16 protein-coding genes are annotated in these 20,386 nt (G+C 69.4%); 7 read left to right on the forward strand and 9 right to left on the reverse strand.

Annotation, left to right across the window (positions count from 1 at the left end; all coding sequences use genetic code 11):
• Positions 1-141: 141 nt before the first annotated feature.
• The 4 genes from H7J89_RS15285 to H7J89_RS15300 form a co-directional block, all read right to left on the reverse strand.
• The gene (locus tag H7J89_RS15285) at positions 142-1,695 is read right to left on the reverse strand and encodes a DNA polymerase Y family protein (RefSeq protein WP_264044853.1); all 1,554 of its coding nucleotides are present in this window, start codon (positions 1,693-1,695) and stop codon (positions 142-144) included.
• A 38-nt stretch (positions 1,696-1,733) separates the two neighbouring features.
• Positions 1,734-2,414: a DnaE2-dependent mutagenesis accessory factor ImuA' gene (gene imuA', locus H7J89_RS15290; RefSeq protein ID WP_264044518.1), complete on the reverse strand. Its 681-nt coding sequence runs from the start codon at positions 2,412-2,414 to the stop codon at positions 1,734-1,736.
• Between the two features lie 257 nt (positions 2,415-2,671).
• The gene (gene guaA / locus H7J89_RS15295) at positions 2,672-4,231 is read right to left on the reverse strand and encodes a glutamine-hydrolyzing GMP synthase (RefSeq protein ID WP_264044519.1); all 1,560 of its coding nucleotides are present in this window, start codon (positions 4,229-4,231) and stop codon (positions 2,672-2,674) included.
• A gap of 25 nt (positions 4,232-4,256) precedes the next feature.
• On the reverse strand, positions 4,257-5,447 hold the full coding sequence (locus tag H7J89_RS15300) for an acyl-CoA dehydrogenase family protein (RefSeq protein ID WP_264044520.1): 1,191 nt from the start codon (positions 5,445-5,447) through the stop codon (positions 4,257-4,259).
• A 60-nt stretch (positions 5,448-5,507) separates the two neighbouring features.
• On the opposite strand from H7J89_RS15300, the gene H7J89_RS15305 reads away from it, so the two are divergent.
• Positions 5,508-6,161, forward strand: coding sequence for a TetR/AcrR family transcriptional regulator (locus tag H7J89_RS15305; RefSeq protein ID WP_264044521.1), 654 nt, complete (start codon positions 5,508-5,510; stop codon positions 6,159-6,161).
• 3 nt (positions 6,162-6,164) lie between these two features.
• Here the strand turns inward: H7J89_RS15305 and H7J89_RS15310 are convergent, their stop codons facing one another.
• A complete protein-coding gene (locus H7J89_RS15310) occupies positions 6,165-6,806 on the reverse strand; it encodes a winged helix-turn-helix transcriptional regulator (protein WP_264044522.1) in 642 nt (213 codons plus the stop codon).
• 111 nt (positions 6,807-6,917) lie between these two features.
• On the opposite strand from H7J89_RS15310, the gene H7J89_RS15315 reads away from it, so the two are divergent.
• From H7J89_RS15315 to H7J89_RS15335, 5 genes are all read left to right on the forward strand, one after another.
• A complete protein-coding gene (locus H7J89_RS15315; RefSeq protein ID WP_264044855.1) occupies positions 6,918-9,218 on the forward strand; it encodes a DHA2 family efflux MFS transporter permease subunit in 2,301 nt (766 codons plus the stop codon).
• Complete coding sequence (locus tag H7J89_RS15320; RefSeq protein WP_264044523.1) at positions 9,215-10,018, forward strand: class I SAM-dependent methyltransferase; 804 nt, start codon at positions 9,215-9,217, stop codon at positions 10,016-10,018. The genes H7J89_RS15315 and H7J89_RS15320 overlap by 4 nt, the downstream gene beginning before the upstream one ends.
• 5 nt (positions 10,019-10,023) lie before the next feature.
• Complete coding sequence (locus H7J89_RS15325) at positions 10,024-10,908, forward strand: alpha/beta fold hydrolase (RefSeq protein ID WP_264044524.1); 885 nt, start codon at positions 10,024-10,026, stop codon at positions 10,906-10,908.
• Between the two features lie 104 nt (positions 10,909-11,012).
• Positions 11,013-11,753 carry a beta-phosphoglucomutase family hydrolase gene (locus tag H7J89_RS15330; protein ID WP_264044525.1) on the forward strand — a complete coding sequence of 247 codons (741 nt, stop codon included), beginning with the start codon at positions 11,013-11,015 and terminating at the stop codon, positions 11,751-11,753.
• Complete coding sequence (locus H7J89_RS15335) at positions 11,750-14,116, forward strand: glycoside hydrolase family 65 protein (protein WP_264044526.1); 2,367 nt, start codon at positions 11,750-11,752, stop codon at positions 14,114-14,116. Before H7J89_RS15330 ends, H7J89_RS15335 begins: the two co-directional genes overlap by 4 nt.
• A 3-nt stretch (positions 14,117-14,119) precedes the next feature.
• Here H7J89_RS15335 and H7J89_RS15340 read toward each other — a convergent pair whose 3' ends face one another.
• Complete coding sequence (locus tag H7J89_RS15340) at positions 14,120-14,686, reverse strand: TetR/AcrR family transcriptional regulator (RefSeq protein WP_264044527.1); 567 nt, start codon at positions 14,684-14,686, stop codon at positions 14,120-14,122.
• Positions 14,687-14,747: 61 nt separating this feature from the next.
• On the opposite strand from H7J89_RS15340, the gene H7J89_RS15345 reads away from it, so the two are divergent.
• Positions 14,748-15,641, forward strand: coding sequence for a TauD/TfdA dioxygenase family protein (locus H7J89_RS15345; RefSeq protein ID WP_264044528.1), 894 nt, complete (start codon positions 14,748-14,750; stop codon positions 15,639-15,641).
• A gap of 53 nt (positions 15,642-15,694) precedes the next feature.
• Here the strand turns inward: H7J89_RS15345 and H7J89_RS15350 are convergent, their stop codons facing one another.
• The 3 genes from H7J89_RS15350 to guaB are packed head-to-tail and all read right to left on the reverse strand — an operon-like array spanning position 15,695 to position 20,224.
• On the reverse strand, positions 15,695-17,431 hold the full coding sequence (locus tag H7J89_RS15350; RefSeq protein WP_264044529.1) for a GMC oxidoreductase: 1,737 nt from the start codon (positions 17,429-17,431) through the stop codon (positions 15,695-15,697).
• Between the two features lie 59 nt (positions 17,432-17,490).
• Entirely contained in the window at positions 17,491-18,618 is a 1,128-nt protein-coding gene (locus tag H7J89_RS15355) for a GuaB3 family IMP dehydrogenase-related protein (protein WP_264044530.1), read from the reverse strand.
• A 7-nt stretch (positions 18,619-18,625) separates the two neighbouring features.
• Positions 18,626-20,224 (reverse strand): IMP dehydrogenase, encoded by a 1,599-nt coding sequence (gene guaB, locus H7J89_RS15360; protein WP_264044531.1) that lies wholly within the window; start codon positions 20,222-20,224, stop codon positions 18,626-18,628.
• Positions 20,225-20,386: the final 162 nt, after the last annotated feature.

Raw genomic sequence — 20,386 nt, forward strand, 5'->3', positions numbered from 1 at the left:
CGCCGCCGCCGTCGCGCTGGATCCGGAACTCTTGTGGACACGCGGGCCTTTCTTCGACCGGTTCATCGAACGGGCAGGATCCTTTGTGCGCCAATTAGGCGGTTCCCGAGAAAGATTCGCACGGTCGAAGGTTTGGCATCATTACTCGTAGCTGCCCTCGAGGTACCAGCGCCGCTGGCGATAGCACAGCAGAAACGCCCGCTCGCCCTCCAGCAGGACCTGCGCGCGGGCGGTGCGACTTCCCCCTTGACCGGCCATACGCCGGTCATCCCACCACCGCTCGTCGACCGGCCACGGTCCGGCCCACCAGTCCAGCCGCTCGTCCCGGCCGTGCACGGTCAGCCGCGCCGGGTCGGCGGAGAACAGCCCCCGGCTCGTCACCCGTACCGGGTTCCCTTGGGCGTCAAGCATTTCCACCGGGTCGTCGAGCAGGACCGCCGGTGCCGGCTCGGGTAGCCCGCCGGGCCACGGCAGACCCGGGTCGGCCCGCGGAACCGGCTCGTCACCCAGCGGGGTCAACGTGATGCGTTCGGCCGGCCCGCGCCCGCCGGACAGCACCGGCACCCGCACCGCCTCCGGGCCGAGCAGGCCCTGCACCCGCACCAGGGCCCGGCGGGCCCGCAGCCGGTCCTCCGCACCCAGGCCGCCCCACAGCGGCAACTGCAGCGCTCCCGCCGACACCACCTCGACGGCCTGCAGCCGCAACAGCGTCACCGCGGCCGTCGGGCGGGGGTTGCGCGCGGTCCGACTGCTCAACCAGCCGTCGAGTTGCCAGCGCACCCGGTCGGCTGTGGCGTCCTCGGTCAACGGCTCGGCGCACCGCCACACCCGTTGCAGCTCTTCGCCGTTGGCGGTGACGGCGTGAATGGCCAGCCGGGTGCAGCCCACCCCGGCGGCCATCAGCGTCCGGTGCAGCGCGGCGGCCAGCGAGCGCCCGGCGAAGGCCGCGGCGTCGACCCGGTCGATCGGCGGGTCGCAGTCCAGCACGGCCTCCAGCTCCTCCGGCGGCTCCCGACCGGACGGCCCCCGTTCGGGTTCGCCGCGGGCCAACCGGTGCGCGGTCACCCCGTCGGCGCCGAACCGGGACGCCACGTCGGTGGCCGACAGCGCGGCGAACTGCCCGACGGTGCGAATTCCCATCCGCCACAACAGGTCCGTCAGCTCTTCCCGCCCCGGGCCGCACAGGCTGGGCTCGGTGGCGAGCTGGCGGATCGAGAGCACCGACAGAAACTTCGCGTCGCCGCCCAGCGGGACGACCCGGCCCGCCCGCGCGGCGAAGACCGCGGTGGACAACTGGTCGGCGATCCCGACCTGGCACTCGGCGCCGGCCGCTGAACTCACAGCCACCGCGTCGGTCAGCCGTTCGGCAGCGTCGGTCTCGGAACCGAAATAACGGGCCGCCCCGCGTACCGGCAACACCAAGAGCCCGGGCCGCAGCACCTCGGCGCGCGGCACCAGGTCGTCCACCGCCGCAACGACCGCCTCGAAGAAGCGGGCGTCGCGGTCCGCGTCGGCGGCGCCGACGTGCAGCTGCGGGCACCGGGCCGCCGCCTCCCGGCGCCGCAGCCCCCGCCGCACTCCCGCCGCACGGGCGGCCGCCGAGCAGGCGATCACCCGGTTGCCCAGCGTGACCGCCACCGGGGCGGTCGCGGGCAGCCCCGCGGCCGCGGCCGCCGCGACCGCGGGCCAGTCCATGCACCAGATGGCCAGCACCCGGGAAGCCACTTTAGAATTCACCCGGCTCGCGCCCGGGCGGTCACCCGTCGTCCCGCACACACCCCGCTGACCTGCAGCCGCACCCGGCTGATCCGCCCGAATCCAGGGCGGCTTCCGGAAGTGAGCTCGTAGCCGCAGACCCTGGCCTCCAGCCGCGTGGGTGCGCCCTGCCAGTCGCCGTCGGTGACCAACACGGTGCACCCCTTGCTGCGGGCCCGCGCCACCACCGCCCGCGCCCGGGTCTGCGGCACCCGGCGCCCGCCCAGGCCGAGGACCACCAGATCCATACCGTCGACGAGCACCGCGGCCACCTCCACCGGATCGGTTCCGGGGTCCGGTATCACCGCGATCCGGCTCAGATCCGCCCCCATCTCCGCGGCGGCCAGCAGTCCGATGTCCGGCTGGCCGACGATTGCCACGTTGCCGCCCGCCGCCGTCACCGCGGCCACCATGCCAAGCAGCAGCGACCGGGCGCCCGAGAGCACCGCCACCGTCCCGCGCGGCAGGGGCGCCGGCAGCGACTCCGCCAGCCACGGCGGCAGCGCCAGCTGGGATTCCGATTCCGGCAGCAGGTCGTCAGACCGGGCGGGTGCGGGCCCCGGCGCCTTCCCGGTGATCACGGCCATCCGTCGGCGCAGCGATTCGAGCTGCTCAGCGCGGGTTTCCCGCTGGCGATCGGGGGCGAAAGCCGCAGTCATGACCGCCTCCTACCGCCACTCTCGCACGACTATTTTCGAAAGTATGTTCGACTGATTGAGAGTAAACACCCGCCCTCCGACAACCGTCAAGAAACGGGAGGGGCGGCTTTATGCGATCGATACCGGTGGGGCGGATGGGGCTTTTCCGACCGCGAATGGCGACCGAAATTCGCGAGACATAAACCACCGCGGCCCCCGCCGGCGTGTCGTCGCAACTGGTTATGTGTCGCGACGAAACACAGCCGGCGTTGGGGCCACTACTCCCACTCGATGGTGCCGGGGGGTTTGCTGGTGATGTCCAGCACCACGCGGTTGACCTCGGCCACCTCGTTGGTGATGCGGGTCGAGATGCGCTCGAGCACCTCGTAGGGCACCCGGGTCCAGTCGGCGGTCATGGCGTCCTCGCTGGACACCGGCCGCAGCACGATCGGGTGCCCGTAGGTGCGGTTGTCGCCCTGCACACCGACCGAGCGGACCTCCCCCAGCAGCACCACCGGGCACTGCCAGATCAGGTTGTCCAGGCCGGCGGCGGTGAGTTCCTCGCGCGCGATGGAGTCGGCGCGGCGCAGCGTCTCCAACCGCTGCGCGGTGACCTCGCCGACGATCCGGATGCCCAGACCGGGCCCCGGAAACGGTTGGCGCGCAACGATTTCCTCCGGCAGGCCAAGCTCACGCCCGACGGCGCGCACCTCGTCCTTGAACAGCAGCCGCAGCGGCTCGACGAGCTTGAACTTCAGGTCGTCGGGCAGGCCACCGACGTTGTGGTGGCTCTTGATGTTGGCGGTCCCGCTCCCCCCACCGGATTCCACCACGTCCGGATACAGCGTGCCCTGCACCAGGAAATCAACCTCAGACCCGGTGTCACTCAAGATATCCCGCACCGCGCCCTCGAAGGCGCGAATGAACTGGCGACCGATGATCTTGCGCTTGCCCTCGGGGTTGGTCACTCCCGAGAGCGCCTGCAGGAAGGTGTCGGCCGCGTCGACGGTGACCAGGTTGGCGCCGGTAGCGGCGACGAAATCGCGCTGCACCTGCGCCCGTTCGCCGGCGCGCAACAGCCCGTGATCAACGAAGACGCACGTCAGCCTGTCACCGATGGCGCGTTGCACCAGTGCGGCGGCCACCGCCGAGTCGACGCCGCCGGAGAGTCCGCAGATCGCGTGGCCGTTACCTATCTGTTCGCGCACCTGCTCCACCAGCGCGCTGGCGATGTTGGCCGGCGTCCACTCGGCCCCGAGTCCGGCGAAGTCGTGCAGGAAGCGGCTGAGCACCTGCTGGCCGTGCGGGGTGTGCATGACCTCGGGGTGATATTGCACACCGGCCAGGCGGCGCGCCCGGTTCTCGAAGGCCGCCACCGCCGCGCCCGCGCTGCTGGCGACCACGTCGAATCCGTCCGGTGCGGCGGTGACCGCGTCACCGTGGCTCATCCAGACTGGCTGGGAGTCCGGTAATCCCGAATGAAGTTCGCCACCAACAACTTTCAGTTCGGTACGGCCGTACTCGCTGGTGCCGGTGTGGGCGACTGTCCCGCCCAGGGCCTGCGCCATGGCCTGGAATCCGTAGCAGATGCCGAACACGGGCACGCCGAGGTCGAACACCGCCGGGTCGAGTTGCGGGGCGCCCGGTTCGTACACGCTGGACGGTCCCCCGGAGAGCACCAGCGCCGCCGGCTGGCGGGCCTTGATCTCGTCGATCGAGGCGGTGTGCGGGATGACCTCGGAGAAGACCCGCGCCTCCCGGACGCGCCGGGCGATCAGCTGCGCATATTGTGCGCCGAAATCGACCACCAACACGGGCCGCGGCGAGGGTGCTTCCACGGCAGCCAGCTTAGTGGCTACGCCCTCACATCAGGTGGGTCGGTTGCGCGATGCCGAATCGGGTGCCGGCGAAGCGCTTCAGGGCCGACGGGCTGAAGTACACGTGCTGGCTCACGGTGTGCAGATCCCGGAAGCATCGCTGCAGGGGGTGACCCGCGTGCACCGCGCCCGCACCGGTCAGGCTGAACGTCGTATCGACCGCTTGACGCGCCGCGCGCATCGCCTGCTGGGCGGCCAGCTGGAAGCCGGCGCGCTGCTCGAGCGACGGTGGATCGCCGGTGCGGGCGGTGTCCCACAGGGCACCGGCCTCATCGAGCACGAAGGCCCGCGCCGACCTCAAAGCGGCTTCGGCCCGGGCGAACTCGACCTGGGCGGCGGGATCCGCGGCGAGCGGCTCGAACGTGCCGGCGCGCGTTTTCGTCGTCGCGAGGTCGGTGAACTCGTCGAGCGCCCGCCGCGCGATCCCGAGCGGAACACCGACCAGGGCGACCCCCACGAGCGTGAAGAACGCCAGCCTCCACAGCGGGCCGTCCTGGCGGGCCGGCTGGAAGAAGGGGCTGATGGTGCGTTCTTCGGCGACGCGCAGGCCCCGGGCGAGTATGTCGTTGCTGCCGGTGGCACGCAGCCCCAGGACGTCCCAGTTGTCGACGATCTCGGCGCCGGCGCGCGGGAAGAACGCGAGGCGCCAGTCCGGGCCCTGATCGGGGATCATTCGCGGTGTGTCACCGTCGAAGACGAACACTCCGCCCAGCAGCCATTCGGCATGGCGACAACCGCTGGCAAACGGCCACCGGCCGTCGACGGCGAATTGCCCGCCACCGTCCGGGACGGCACGCCCGGTGGGGGCGAACACGGTGGCCGCCAAAAAGTCGGCGTCCGGGCCGAACAGTTGGGTGGCGACGGCGGGTTCGAGCCAAGCGGTGAACGCCGGTGCGCCGGCACCGATGGCCGCGAGCCAGCCCGCCGAACCATCGGCACGCGCCAATTCCTCGATCAGATGGATGAATTCGACGGGGGCCACTTCGAACCCGCCGAGCGAACGCGGCTGCAAGGCGCGGAAAACGCCGGCCGCGCGCAGCCGCTCGACCAGATCGCGCGGCAACGTCCCGAGCGCCTCGGCCTCATCGGCGCGCGCGGTGATTTCGGGTGCCAGCGCACGCGCGACGTCCGTGGGATGGGCGCCGTCCGACAGGGCGGGGCGTGTTGCGGTTGTCATGTCACGCTCCCTTCTTCTGATACAGTAACCAGTAATAGATACAGGAGCATGTATTCAATTATGGGATCTGTCAAGGGCCGGCCTCCGCGGCGTTACGACTCGACCCGCCGTCGCCAGCAGGCCCAGCAGAACCGGCACGGGGTGCTCGCGGCCGCCCGCCGGAGATTCCTGACTCAGGGCTATGCGGCGACGACCATCGCCGAGATCGCAAGCGACGCAGGCGTGTCGGTTGAAACCGTGTACAAGGCGTTCGCCACCAAGGCGGGCGTGCTCAAAGCGCTCTTCGATGTGTCCGTCGCCGGCGACGACGAGCCGATCCCGATGGCCCAGCGAGACGTGATCCAGAACGTGATCGATGCGGCCGATGCGGCCCGCAAGCTGGAAATCTACGCCGGGCACCTGGCCGCCACCATGCCGCGCAGCGCGCCGATCCAGCTGCTCGCGCGCGACGGCGCGGCGTCGTCGCCGGACGCCGCCGAAGTCTGGAAGCAGATCCGGCAGGAAACGCTGACCGCCATGACGATGTTCGCGTCCGATCTCGCCCGCACCAGGCGGCTTCGAGTCAGCGCCAGGCAAGCGCGCGATGTCCTGTGGACGTATCACGCCCCGGAGCTGTACGAGCTTCTCGTCCTGGAACGCGGCTGGTCGGCCACCCGGTACGGCAAGTTCATCGCCCGGGCGCTCACCGACGCCCTGCTCGACCGCCCGGATTGAGGCCTACAGCGAGAAGGCCGCCCGCACCGCGTCGACGGATGCCGGGTCGCCCGTCACGGTGATTCGCCGCAGCGCCGCCGCGCGCTTGGCCTCGCTCGCGCCCAGGCGGGCGGTCACCAGATCCGCCGCGCCGGCGGTGATCGTCACGGAAGGTTCACCGTGACCACCGGCTAGGCGGCCCTGGGTCACCGCGAAGTCGAAGCGCCGGCCGTCGATCTCGGCCCGGCACGTCGCCTCCACCCCGGCCGCATTGCCGGAGTCGAAGCCGAGCAGGATGCCGGCCAAAAACCCGTTGAGCGGTGACACCGCGCCGCCCCCGACCGGGTCCAACCGGTCCAGGCCGAACAACGCGACGCTCCTCAAGACGGGCAACGCCCGCTGCCAGCCCATGTCACTGAGGGTGTAGACGGTCCGTGCGATCGGGGCGGGCAGGTCGGCGCGGTCGACGAGTCCCGCGTCCTGCAGTTCCTTGAGCCGCTCGGCCAGCAGATTCGTTGCGATGCCGGGCAACTCGGCGCGCAGGTCCCCGTAGCGGCGGGGGCCGCCGACCAGCTCGCGCAGGATCAGCAGCGTCCAGCGCTCGCCCAGGACGTCGAGCCCGAGCGCTATCGGGCAGTTCTGATTGTAGGTCCTGCGGGTCGCCACCAAGCCAGCCTACCAGGGGCTGACGTGATTTTCTATCATATACTTGATTTATTTGTCTATTAGCTTTAGCGTCTTGTTCATGCGACCGAACCTGTCCTACGGAACCGCCCCATCCCGGCGCTGGCCGTCATCTGCCTCGGGGTCTTCGTCATCAGCGTCGACGCCACCATCGTCAACGTCGCGCTGCCGACCCTGTCTCGCGAACTCGGCGCCGACACGGCCCAGCTGCAGTGGATCGTCGACGCCTACACCCTGGTGATGTCCGGACTGCTGCTCTCCGCGGGGAGCCTCAGCGACCGCTTCGGCCGACGCAGTTGGCTGAACTCCGGCCTGGCGCTGTTCGCGATAACCTCCGCCGTTGCCGCGCATACCAATTCGGCCGACCAGCTGATCGCGGCGCGCGCCGCCATGGGGGTGGGCGCGGCGGTGATCTTTCCGACCACACTGGGGCTGATCACCAACATCTTCACCGACGCAGCGGCGCGCGCCAAGGCGATCGGGCTGTGGGCGGCGATGGTCGGCGTCGGGGTGGCAGTGGGACCCATCAGCGGCGGTTGGCTACTCGAACACTTCTGGTGGGGCTCGATTTTCATGGTGAACATCCCGATCGCCGCGCTGGCCATCGTCGGCGGAATCCTGTTCGTGCCGACCTCACGCGACCCATCCGCACCGCGCGTCGACGTGCCCGGCCTGCTCCTGTCGGCGGTCGGCATCACCGCACTGGTCTACACGGTCATCGAGGCACCCACCTGGGGTTGGACCAACGTCCGCACCGCGACCGGATTCGCCTTGGCCGCAACGGTCCTCGTCGTATTCGCGCTGTGGGAGCGGCGCAGCGACCACCCGATGCTGGACGTGTCGGTGTTCGTCAACCGCCGGTTCTCCGGCGGCAGCCTGGCGGTGACCGCCGGCTTCCTGACGTTGTTCGGCTTCATCTTCGTCATCACCCAGTACTTCCAATTCATCAAGGACTACACCGCATTCCAGAGCGGGGTGCGACTACTGCCGGTCGCCGCCTCCATCGCGCTGGCCAGCATCGCGGGGCCCCGGATGGTGGAGCGGGTGGGCACCACCGCCGTTGTCACCGCCGGCCTGACCGTCTTCGCCGCCGGACTGGCTTGGGCATCCACCGCCGACGCGGCCACCCCCTACATCCAGATCGCCGCGCAGATGCTGCTGCTCGGCGGCGGCCTCGGCCTGACCGTTTCCCCGGCCACCGAGGCAATCATGGGGTCGTTGTCTACCGACAAGGCCGGGGTCGGCTCGGCCGTCAACGACACCACGCGCGAACTCGGGGGCACGCTCGGCGTCGCCATCGCCGGCAGCATCTTCGCGTCGGTCTACTCGGGACATCTCGGAACGGAGGCGCTGACCGGGCTGCCCGCGGACGCGATGCGGCACTCAATGGCGCTCGCGCACAGGGTGATCGAGCAGTTGCCGGCGCAGCGGGCCACTGGCGTCCGCGACGCGGTCGACCGCGCGTTCCTGGACGGCCTGCAGGTGAGCTCGCTGGTCTGCGCGGGCATCGCGCTCGGCGCCGCGATCGTCGTCGGCTGGTTATTGCCGGCACGTCAAAACCGAAAGGAATATCCCATGAGCGAGAGCACTTATGTCCTCGGCCACGCCGACGTGGAGGTGCGGCGGCTCATCCTGCAGGGGCGGCTGTACAACGACTACACCGAGCACGCCCTGCGACTCGCCGGACTGCGCCCGGGCATGCGGGTGCTCGACATCGGTTGCGGGCCCGGCGACGTGTCGTTCGTCGCCGCTCGGCTGGTCGGTCCGACCGGAAGCGTCCTCGGCGTGGACGCCGCACCCGCGATGGTCGAGCTCGCCCGCGACCGCGTCGCCGAACAGGGTCTGCGCACAGTGCGATTCACTCATGCCACCGTCGACGCGATCGCGCCGGCCGAACCGGTGGACGCGGTCATCGGCCGGCTGATCCTGATGCACCTGCCCGACCCGGCCGGCACCCTGCGGCACCTGAGCTCCTTCGTGCGCCCCGGCGGCGTCATCGCCTTCTCCGAGAACGACATCACCGCGACGCGCAGCATCCCGGACCTGCCGCTGTTCGGACGGGTCACGGCGGGCATCGTCCGCGCCTTCGAGGCGATGGGACTGTCCGCCCGGTTCGGCACCACGCTGCACACCGTCTTCGCCGACGCCGGCCTGGGCGCGCCGCGCCTGACTCAGGGGACCCCCGTCGGCACCGCCGCCGACGCCGACATCCTGGCTTACGCCGCCGAAGTCTGGCGGTTGGTCTCCCCCATCGCGGAGCAGGGCGGCTTCGGCATCGACGAGCTCGCCGACATCGAGGACTTCGTGCCGCTATTCCGCCGGGAGGTGCTCGCGGCCGGCGCCCTGGTCACGATGCCCCCGCTAATCACGGCCTGGACGGAGGTCCACCGATGAACGAGACAATCCAGAGCCAGTACTCGACCGGCCTGTCCCGACCCAACATCGAGCGCGCCCTGACGTCCGCCGGGAAAGACCTCGACCGGCTCGAGCCCGCCGACCTGGGCATGCTGGAGGACTTTCACACCATGGGGCGCTTCGCCACCAGCCAACTGGTGGATCTCGCGGGCATCACCAGCGAAAGCCGGGTGCTCGACGCGGGCAGCGGGATCGGCGGCACCGCCCGCTACGTCGCCGACCGGTGCGGCTGCACGGTGGCGGCCGTGGATCTCACCGACGAGTACTGCGAAACGAGCCGTTGGCTCAATCGCCAGGTCGGTCTCGACGACCGGATATCCGTCCGGCAGGCGGACGTCGCCGAACTTCCCTTTGCTGACGCCACTTTTGACGTCGTCATCAGCCAGCACGTTCAGATGAACGTCGCCGACAAGGCGCGCCTCTACGCCGAAGCGCACCGGGTACTGGCGGCCGGCGGCCGGATTGCGTTGTGGGACATCACGACCGGGTGCCACGGCAAACTGGAATACCCGCTGCCGTGGGCCGACGAACCCGAGCGCAGCCACCTGGTCACCCCCGCTGAATTGCGCGCCGTCATCGAGTCCGCCGGGTTCGCCATCGAGCACTGGAACGACCTGACCGCGCAGGCGTCCGAGTTCATGCACGCGCTGCTGGCCCAGCCCTCGACCCCGCTGGGTTTGCACGCCTTCGTCGACGACTTCGAGCGCAAGGTCGGCAATCTGACCCGCGCGCTGGCCGACGGGCGGCTTCGCGCAATCCGAGCAGTGTGCAGAAGGTGAAGGCCATGGCGCCCAATGAGATTGCTGATCAGCGGTACACGATGACGTGGAGCGGCGGCCGCGGTGAAGTGAAGTTCCTGCGGCGCTCCGACGGATCCCGGTTGCGTTACCTCACGACCGGAAGCGGTCCACCGGTCGTCCTGTTGCACACCGTAAGGACGCAGCTGGACTACTTCCAGCGGCTGGTGCCCGCGCTCTGGGACGAATTCAACGTTTACGCACTGGATCTGCCCGGCATGGGGTGGTCCGACATCGTCGCGGGTGCCCGATATGGCGAACCGGAACTACGCAGGGCCGTCGTCGAATTCATCGAAACGCTTGAGCTGCATGATGTCACGCTGGCCGGTGAATCGATGGGTGCGGCGATCGCGCTGTTGGCCTCGATCGAGCTGATTGGCGAAGTGCGCAACGTGGTCGCCTTCAATCCTTACGACTACCCGAGCGGCCTGGAACGCGGCAACTGGTTCGCCCGCGTGATCGGGGCCGCCGTCCGTCTGCCCGGCACCGGACCTGTCTTCGCCAGACTGGAGAATCGCCTGATCCTCCAAGGCGTGCTGGCCGGCGGCTTCGCCGACCGCCACGCGCTGCCGAAGGACTTCCTCACCGAACTGCGCCGCAGCGGTCGCCGACGCGGATACGCCAGGGTCAACCGGGCCATCATCCGCAGCCTCACCGGGTTCGTCGACGCCCGAAGCCGCTACGGGCAGGTCAGCGTTCCCGTCACGCTCGTCTACAGCGAGCGCGACTGGTCGCGTCCGGCGGAGCGCTCGCACGTTGCTGTCCGGCTGAATGCGGAAGCCATCACTGTGCCCGGCGCCGGCCACTTCTCGGCCCTCGAGCGCCCGATGGAAATGGCCCGCGTCATCCGGGAGAGCCGTCGGCGTACGTAACGAGCACCAGCGCCTGGTGGGCCGAGGTAGCGCTCGGATTGCTCTGCATGGTGGAGTGGGTATCGCTCAACTAGTCCTCCACGGCCAGGAAGCGAGGTCCACCCGTGCTCGGTCTGCCCGAGAAGGTGCATGCCTGTCTGTTCGACCTCGACGGTGTGCTCACCGATACCGCGAGCGTGCACACCAAGGCCTGGAAGGCCATGTTCGACGACTACCTGTCCGAACGGGCCAAACGCACCGGCGAAGAATTCGTGCCGTTCGATGCCGCCGACGACTACCGGAAATACGTGGACGGCAAGAAGCGCGAGGACGGGGTCCGGTCCTTTTTGCAGAGCCGCGGGATCGAGCTGCCCGACGGCAGCCCCGATGACGCGGGAGACGCCGAGACGGTATACGGCCTGGGCAACCGCAAGAACGACATGTTCCAGCGGGTGCTGCGCGAGGACGGCGTCGAGGTCTTCGAGGGCTCGCGGCGATATCTGGAGGCGGTCTCGGCGGCCGGCCTGGGAATTGCGGTGGTGTCTTCGAGCGCCAACACCCGTGACGTCCTCGAGATCACCGGCCTGGACCAGTTCATCCAGAAGCGGGTGGACGGCGTCACGCTGCGCGACGAGCACATCGCCGGCAAGCCGGCGCCAGACTCCTATCTGCGCGGGGCGGATTTGCTCGGCGTCGAGGCCGGGGCCGCGGCCGTGTTCGAGGACGCGATATCGGGCGTGCAGGCCGGCCATGCCGGTAACTTCGGCTACGTGGTGGGAGTCGACCGAGTTGGCCAAGCCGACGATCTACGACGCAACGGCGCCGATGTGGTGGTCACCGACCTCGCCGAGCTGCTGCAGTCATGATCGACGACGAAGCATTCCCCGTCGATCCGTGGCACGTCTGCGAAACAAGGCTCGACCTGAACCTGTTGGCCCAGTCCGAGTCCCTGTTCACCCTGTCCAACGGGCACATCGGGCTGCGCGGCAACCTCGACGAGGGTGAGCCCTACGGTCTGCCCGGCACCTACCTGAATTCCTTCTACGAAATCCGGCCGCTGCCCTACGCCGAGGCCGGCTACGGCTATCCGGAGGCCGGCCAGACCATCGTCGACGTCACCAACGGCAAGATCATCCGCCTGCTGGTCGAGGACGAGCCGTTCGACGTCCGCTACGGCGAATTGCTCTCGCACGAGCGGGTTCTCGACATGCGCGCCGGGACGATGACACGCGGCGCGCATTGGCGCTCCCCCGCGGGCAAGGAGATCAAGCTGGTGTCCACCCGGCTGGTGTCGCTGGCGCAGCGCGGTGTCGCCGCCATCGAATACGTCGTGGAAGCGGTCGGCGATTTCGTCCGCGTGACGGTGCAGTCCGAGCTGGTCACCAACGAGGACCAGCCCCAGACCTCGGGCGACCCGCGGGTGTCGGCCATTCTGGAGAGCCCTTTGGTGGCCGTCGATCACGAAAACACCGAGACCGGGGCGCTTCTCATGCACCGCACCCGTAGCAGCGCCCTGATGATGTCGGCCGCGATGGACCATGAGCTCGACGTTCCCGGCCGCGTCGAGTTCAGCACCGACGCCCGCGACGATCTGGCCCGGACCACGGTGATCTGTGGGCTGCGCGCCGGGCAGAAGCTGCGCATCGTCAAATACCTGGCGTATGGCTGGTCGAGCATGCGCTCGCGCCCGGCCCTGCGCGACCAGGCCGCCGCCGCCATCCACAGCGCCCGCTACACCGGATGGCAGGGGCTGCTGGATTCGCAGCGGGCCTACCTGGACGACTTCTGGGACAGCGCGGACGTCGAGGTCGAGGGCGACCCGGAATCCCAGCAAGCGGTGCGGTTCGGGCTTTTCCATCTGCTGCAGGCCAGCGTGCGCGCCGAGCGCCGCGCGATCCCGGCCAAGGGGCTCACCGGAACCGGCTACGACGGCCACGCCTTCTGGGACACCGAAAGTTACGTGCTGCCGGTGCTCACCTACACCGCACCGCACGCGGTGGCCGACGCCCTGCGGTGGCGGGCGTCGACCCTGGACCTGGCCAAAGAGCGGGCGGCCGAGCTGGGCCTGCAGGGCGCCGCTTTCCCCTGGCGGACCATTCGCGGGCAGGAGTGCTCGGCCTACTGGCCGGCCGGCACGGCGGCCTGGCACATCAACGCCGACATCGCCATGGCCTTCGAGCGGTACCGCATCGTCACCGGCGACGAGGAACTGGAGAAGAATTGCGGCCTCGGCGTGCTGGTCGAGACCGCCCGGCTCTGGCTCTCCCTCGGCCACCACGACCGGCACGGCCTCTGGCACCTCGACGGCGTCACCGGCCCCGACGAGTACACGGCGATCGTGCGCGACAACGTCTTCACCAACCTGATGGCCGCGCACAACCTGCGCACCGCCGCCGACGCCTGCAACCGCCACCCCGAGGCGGCGGAGGCGATGGGCGTCACCACCGAGGAGACGGCCTCGTGGCGAGACGCCGCCGATGCCGCGAACATTCCCTACGACGCCGGCCTGGGGGTCCACCAGCAGTGCGAGGGGTTCACCACCCTCGCGGAGTGGGACTTCCAGGAGAACCACGCCTATCCGTTGCTGCTGCACGACCCGTACGTGCGGCTCTATCCGGCGCAGGTGATCAAGCAGGCCGACCTGGTGCTGGCGATGCAGTGGCAGAGCCACTTCTTCACGCCGGAACAGAAGGCGCGCAACGTCGATTACTACGAGCGGCGCATGGTGCGCGACTCGTCGCTGTCGGCCTGCACGCAGGCGGTGATGTGCGCCGAGGTCGGGCACCTGGAATTGGCGCACGACTACGCCTACGAGGCCGGGCTGATCGACCTGCGCGACCTACACCACAACACCCGCGACGGCTTGCACATGGCCTCGCTCGCCGGCGCCTGGACGGCGCTGGTGGGCGGCTTCGGCGGCCTGCGCGACGACGAGGGCATCCTGTCGCTGGATCCTGCTCTGCCCGATGGTATTTCGCGGTTGAGATTCAGACTTCGGTGGCGCGATTTTCGGCTTACCGTCGACGTGAACCATTCAGACGTCACCTACACGGTACGCGACGGGCCGGGCGGCCAACTCACCATCCGGCACGCGGGCGAAGAGATCACCCTGAGCACTGATGCGCCGAAAACCGTTGCAGTGCAAGCCCGCAAGCCGCTGATGCCGCCCCCACAGCAGCCCCCTGGCCGCGAGCCACTGCACCGCCGGGCGCTGACGCGGAGCAAGTGAGCGTCAGCCGGATTTGAGGATCCGGTCCACCTCTGAGCCCACCGCCTGCCGTATCTCGTCGTCCGTCAGCTCGTCGATCCCGGTCGCCGAGCGCAGGATCGGCGCAAACAGCCGCCAACCGAATTGCAGCGCAAGGGCATTGGCGACGGCCAGGCGCGCATCGATCTCGTTGTCGTGAAGCGGCCGCACCCAGCCGAGTAGCGTCGCGATGTTGGGGAAGCGCTTCTGCAGCTGCCCCGCCGGATACCCGTCGAGCACGGTGCGGGCCATGACCCGCATCTGCCGGTCGAGGGCCCGGTCCAGGACGTCGGCCGGCGCCTCCTCACTGAGCAGGGCGCTCAGGTTGGCGCCCAGGTGATCGAGCACGGCGCCGACCAGATTCTCCTTGGTGCCGAAGTGGCGGAACACCAGCCCGTGGTTGACGTTGGATCGCGCGGCGATGTCGCGGATGGACGTCGCGGCCGGGCCCCGTTCGGCGAAGAGGTCGGTGGCGGCTTCCAGGATCGCCGCAGCGACCTCGGCCCGCCCGGTGGGCATGTTCGCGCGGCCACTTGCGGAACGTGTAGTCATGTGACTACAGTACTCGATGTAGTCAATTGACTACACCCCTTTCACACGAGGATTGATGAAAATGATCGGTCAGATAACCGTCACCAAGCTGGGTAGCCGCATCGGCGCGCGGGTCGACGGGGTGCGCCTCGGGGGCGACCTCGACCCGGACGCGATCGAGAAGGTCCGCCAGGCGCTGCTGGCCCACAAGGTGATCTTCTTTCGCCACCAGCACCACCTGGATGACCAGGAGCAACTCGCGTTCGCCGCACAGCTGGGCACGCCCGTGGGCCATCCGGCCGCCGAGGTGCTCGCCGCCAAGAACGCGCCGGTCATCACGCCGATCAACTCCGAGTACGGCAAGGCGACCCGCTGGCACACCGACGTTACGTTCGTCGCGAACTACCCGGCCGCCTCGATCCTGCGGGCGGTCACCCTGCCCCGGTACGGCGGCTCGACGCTGTGGGCCAACACCGCCGCCGCCTACGAGCACCTGCCGGAACCGCTCGCCTGGCTCGTCGACGACCTGTGGGCGGTGCACACCAACCGGTACGACTACATCACCCCTGAAGCAATGACCGACGCGCAGCGCGCGTTCCGGCAGGCCTTCGAGAAGCCGGATTTCCGCACCGAGCATCCCGTGGTGCGGGTCCACCCGGAGACCGGTGAACGCACGCTGCTACTGGGAGATTTCGTGCGCGGGTTCGTTGGCCTGGACAATTACGAATCCACGGTGCTCTTCGATTTGCTGCAACGACGAATCACCGTCCCCGAGAACACCATTCGCTGGAATTGGGCGCCGGGCGACGTGGCCATCTGGGACAACCGGGCCACCCAGCACCGCGCCATCGACGACTACGACGACCAGCCCCGGCTGATGCACCGCGTCACCCTGATGGGCGACGTGCCCTTCAATGTGCACCGGGAACGCAGCCGGGTGGTCAGCGGCGCCCCACTTGAGGCGATCGCAAGCTAGGCGCAGCCAAGCGCTGCGGGTCGCCGACCGACCAAACGCGAGGCGATCGCGAGCTAGCCGGCCGAGGGCACCGGGGTGATCGGCAACCAGCGCAGCGCACCCGGCGCGTCCGCGGGCACCACGGGTTGCTGCGGCGCGATCGGGTCCAGCCGGCGGTAGGGCTGGCCCTGCGCTGGGCGCCGATCGTTCTCGCCCTTGTTCGGCCACAGCGAGGCGGCGCGTTCGGCCTGTGCGGTGATGGACAGCGACGGGTTGACGCCCAGGTTCGCCGAGATCGCGGCGCCGTCCACCACGAACATCGTGGGGTAGCCGTAGACCCGGTGATACGGGTCGATCACGCCGTCTTCGGCGCTGTCGCCGATCGCCGCGCCGCCGAGGAAGTGGGCGGTCAGCGGGATGTTGAACAGCTCACCCCAGGTGCCGCCGGCCACGCCGTCGATCTTTTCGGCGATGCGCCGGGTGACCTTGTTCCCGACGGGGTTCCAGGCCGGGTTGGGATCGCCGTGCCCCTGCTTGCTGGTGTACCAGCGGATGCCCAGCTTCCCGCGTTTGGTGTAGGTGGTGATCGAGTTGTCCAGGTGCTGCATGACCAGGGCGATCAGGGTGCGCTCGCTCCACTGGTGGACGTTGAGCATCCGCATCATGCGGCGCGGATCCTCGCGCGCCTGGTCCAGCAGTTGCTTCCAGCGCGGCACGTCGGTGCCCTCCGGACCGGTGCCGTCGGTCATCAGCGTCTGCAGCAGCCCCATCGCGTTGGACCCCTTGCCGTAGCGGCAGGGTTCGACGTGGGTGTCTGCGGTGGGATGGATCGACGACGTGATGGCCACCCCGTGCGTCAGGTCCAGTTTCGGGTCGACCTGGAGCTTCCCGGCCCCGACGATGGACTCGGAGTTGGTGCGGGTCAGCACGCCGAGCCGCTCGGAGAGGCGCGGTAGCTTGCCCTTGTCGCGCATCTTGAACAGCAGGTGCTGCGTTCCCCAGGTGCCCGCGGCCAGGATCAGGTGCGTCGCGGTGTAGGTGTGCCGGTCCCTGCGCAGCCAGCTTCCCGTGCGCACCGTGCGGACCTCCCACACGCCGTCGGAGCGCTGCTGGAAGCCCTTGACCGTCGTCATCGGAATGACTTGTGCCCCAGCCGATTCGGCGAGGCCTAGGTAGTTCTTCAGCAGCGTGTTCTTGGCGCCGTAGCGACAGCCCGTCATGCAGCAGCCGCATTCCAGGCAGCCGGTGCGCTCCGGTCCCGCGCCGCCGAAATACGGGTCCGGCACGGTCTTGCCGGGGGTCTTGGCGCCGTCGGGGCCGAAGAACACCCCGACCGGGGTGGACACGAAGGTGTCGCCGCAGCCCATCTCGTCGGCGACTTCCTTGAGGACCCGGTCGGCGTCGGTGAAGGTCGGGTTCTTGACCACCCCGAGCATCCGTTTCGCCTGCTCGTAATGCGGCATCAACTCGTCGCGCCAGTCGGTGATGTGCGACCACTGCCGGTCTTTGAAGAACGGCTCCGGCGGCACGTAGAGCGTGTTGGCGTAGTTCAGGGAGCCCCCGCCCACCCCGGCGCCGGCCAGGATCAGCACGTTCTTCAAGGGGTGGATCCGCTGAATGCCGTAGCAACCCATCCTCGGCGCCCACAGGAACTTGCGCAGGTCCCAGGAGGTCTCGGCGAAGTCCTCGTCGGCGAAGCGCCGCCCGGCCTCCAATACGCCTACGCGGTAGCCCTTTTCGGTCAGCCGCAGCGCGCTGACGCTGCCCCCGAAACCCGAACCGATAATCAGAACGTCGTAATCCGGCCTCATCGCACCAGTATGGCCTTACTCACGGGTAACGAGCCAGTGCCCCCGGTCCTCGGCCGGCCTCAGCTTCCAGTGGTCAGCCCGACCTTCTGGAACTCCTTGAGGTCGCAATAGCCGGCCTTGGCCATCGACCGGCGCAGGCCGCCGACCAGGTTCAGGGAGCCGAACGGGTCGTCAGAGGGCCCGTTGAGCACCCGCTCCAGCGGCGGGCGCTCGCCCAGCGCGATCTGCAGCAACGCCCCGCGGGGCAACGACGGGTGCGCCGCCGCGGCCGGCCAGAACCAGCCCTCGCCGAGGGCTTCGGCGGATTCGGCGAGCGGGGTGCCCAGCACCACCGCGTCGGCGCCGCAGGCGATCGCCTTGGCCAGCTCGCCGGAGGTGTGGATGTCGCCGTCGGCCAGCACGTGCACGTAACGGCCGCCGGTCTCGTCGAGGTATTCGCGCCGCGCGGCGGCGGCGTCGGCGATGGCGGTCGCCATCGGCACGCTGATGCCCAGCACCTCGTCGCTGGTGGTGACGCCCCGGGTGGAGCCGTAGCCGACGATGACGCCGGCGGCGCCGGTGCGCATCAGGTGCAGAGCGGTGCGGTGGTCGAGCACCCCGCCGGCCACCACCGGCACGTCGAGCTCGGAGATGAAGGTCTTCAGGTTCAACGGTTCCCCGTCGCTGGCCACCCGCTCGGCGGACACGATGGTGCCCTGGATGACCAGCAGGTCGATGCCGGCCTGCAGCAGCACCGGCGTCAGCGCCTGCGCGTTCTGCGGGCTGACCCGCACCGCCGTGGTCACCCCCGCCTCCCGGATGCGCGCGACCGCGGACCCCAGCAGGTCGGGGTTCAGCGGGGCGGCGTGCAACTCCTGCAGCAGCCGGATCGACGCCGACGGTTCGGGCTCCTTGGTGGCGGCCTCGACGAGCTGGGCGATCTTGCCCTCTACGTCGGCGTGCCTGCCGATCAGGCCTTCGCCGTTGAGCACGCCGAGCCCGCCGAGGCGGCCGAGCTCGATGGCGAACTCGGGCGACACCAGTGCGTCGGTCGGGTGGGCCACCACCGGGATCTCGAAGCGGTAGGCGTCCAGCTGCCAGGTGGTGGACACGTCCTGCGACGATCGGGTGCGCCGCGACGGCACGATGCTGACTTCGCTCAGTTCATAGGTACGACGGGCGTTGCGGCCCATCCCGATTTCGACCATCCCGGCCTCAGCGCGCAAAGTAGTTGGGCGCTTCGACGGTCATGGCGACGTCGTGCGGATGGCTTTCGCGCAGCCCGGCCGAAGTGATCCGGACGAACTGCGCCTGCTGCAGCGCCTCGATGGTGGGCGATCCGGTGTAGCCCATCGCGGCGCGCAGACCGCCGGTCAGCTGGTGGATCACCGACGACAGCGGTCCGCGGAACGGCACTCGGCCCTCGATTCCCTCGGGGACCAGCTTGTCCTCGCTCAGAGCGTCGTCGGCGAAGTAGCGGTCCTTGGAGTACGACTTCGCCCCTCCCCGGCCCTGCATGGCACCCAGCGACCCCATGCCCCGGTAGCTCTTGAACTGCTTCCCGTTGACGAAGATCAGCTCGCCGGGGGCCTCGGCGGTGCCGGCCAGCAGCGAGCCCAGCATGGCAGTCGAGGCACCGGCGGCCAGGGCCTTGGCGATGTCGCCGGAATACTGCAGTCCGCCGTCGGCGATCACCGGCACGCCCGCCGGCCCGCAGGCCGCGACGGCCTCTAGGATCGCCGTGATTTGTGGCGCGCCGACCCCGGCCACCACCCGGGTGGTGCAGATCGAGCCCGGTCCCACGCCGACCTTGACCGCGTCGGCTCCGGCGTCGACCAGCGCCAGGGCCGCGGACCGGGTGGCGACGTTCCCGCCGATCACTTCGACCTTCTCGCCCACCTCGGCCTTCAGCTTGCCAACCATGTCGAGCACCAGCCGGTTGTGCGCGTGCGCGGTGTCGACGATCAGGACGTCGGCCCCGGCGTCGACCAGCATCATCGCGCGCACCCACGCGTCGCCGCCGACGCCCACGGCGGCGCCCACCAGCAGCCGGCCGTCGCTGTCCTTGGTGGCCAGCGGGTGCTGTTCGGTCTTGACGAAGTCCTTGACGGTGATCAGCCCGGTGAGCCGGCCGTGGCCGTCGACGACGGGCAGCTTCTCGATCTTGTTGCGGCGCAACAGGCCCAGCGCCGCGTCGGCGCTGACGCCCTCCTGGGCGGTGATCAGCGGGGCCTTGGTCATCACCTCGGCGACCTTGCGAGTCTGGTCCACCTCGAACCGCATGTCGCGGTTGGTGATGATGCCGACCAGCGCGCCGACGTCGTCGACCACCGGCAGGCCCGAGATCCGGAACCGGGCGCACAGCGCGTCCACCTGCGCCAGGGTGTTGTCCGGGCGGCAGGTGACCGGGTCGGTGACCATGCCGGCCTCCGAGCGCTTCACCATCTCGACCTGGCCGGCCTGCTCGGCGACGGGCAGGTTGCGGTGCAGCACACCCATGCCGCCCGCCCGGGCCATGGCGATGGCCATCCGCGACTCGGTGACCGTGTCCATCGCCGAACTGACGAGCGGCACTTTGAGCCTGATCTTCTTGGTGAGCTGGCTGGACGTGTCCGCGGCGGCGGGAACCACATCGGAAGCGGCGGGCAGCAGCAGGACGTCGTCGAAGGTGAGGCCGAGCATCGCGATCTTGTGCGGGTTGTCACCCCCGGTCGGCACGGGGTCGTCGATCAGTCCCCGAATATCGGGGTCGCGCACGTAGGGGCTGCCGACGAGGTCGGAACTGTCTTCCAGGTGGGACATGCCACGGGTCATCGGTGGGGCCCTCCATACGATGCGACGCGAGACCCCCATCCTATCGGCTCGCCCGTCGCCCCGACCCGCTTGTCGGGGCGCGCCGCCGACGGCAACGGGCCCGGAAACGACGGGCGGCCCGGCTGCTGGCGTTATCCCGGCCCGGCTGCGTAGGCTAGTGTG

The organism is Mycobacterium paraffinicum (assembly GCF_025822865.1).
In the GTDB taxonomy this organism is placed as follows: Bacteria; Actinomycetota; Actinomycetes; order Mycobacteriales; family Mycobacteriaceae; genus Mycobacterium; species Mycobacterium paraffinicum.

Bases quoted from the DNA above. Each gene is read 5' to 3' on its own strand.
- H7J89_RS15285 (WP_264044853.1), bottom strand. From the start codon at position 1,695: ATGGACTGGCCCGCGGTCGCGGCGGCCGCGGCCGCGGGGCTGCCCGCG.
- imuA' (WP_264044518.1), bottom strand. From the start codon at position 2,414: ATGACTGCGGCTTTCGCCCCCGATCGCCAGCGGGAAACCCGCGCTGAG.
- H7J89_RS15300 (WP_264044520.1), bottom strand. From the start codon at position 5,447: ATGACAACCGCAACACGCCCCGCCCTGTCGGACGGCGCCCATCCCACG.
- H7J89_RS15305 (WP_264044521.1), top strand. From the start codon at position 5,508: ATGGGATCTGTCAAGGGCCGGCCTCCGCGGCGTTACGACTCGACCCGC.
- H7J89_RS15320 (WP_264044523.1), top strand. From the start codon at position 9,215: ATGAACGAGACAATCCAGAGCCAGTACTCGACCGGCCTGTCCCGACCC.
- H7J89_RS15325 (WP_264044524.1), top strand. From the start codon at position 10,024: ATGGCGCCCAATGAGATTGCTGATCAGCGGTACACGATGACGTGGAGC.
- H7J89_RS15335 (WP_264044526.1), top strand. From the start codon at position 11,750: ATGATCGACGACGAAGCATTCCCCGTCGATCCGTGGCACGTCTGCGAA.
- H7J89_RS15340 (WP_264044527.1), bottom strand. From the start codon at position 14,686: ATGACTACACGTTCCGCAAGTGGCCGCGCGAACATGCCCACCGGGCGG.
- H7J89_RS15345 (WP_264044528.1), top strand. From the start codon at position 14,748: ATGATCGGTCAGATAACCGTCACCAAGCTGGGTAGCCGCATCGGCGCG.
- H7J89_RS15350 (WP_264044529.1), bottom strand. From the start codon at position 17,431: ATGAGGCCGGATTACGACGTTCTGATTATCGGTTCGGGTTTCGGGGGC.
- H7J89_RS15355 (WP_264044530.1), bottom strand. From the start codon at position 18,618: ATGGTCGAAATCGGGATGGGCCGCAACGCCCGTCGTACCTATGAACTG.
- guaB (WP_264044531.1), bottom strand. From the start codon at position 20,224: ATGACCCGTGGCATGTCCCACCTGGAAGACAGTTCCGACCTCGTCGGC.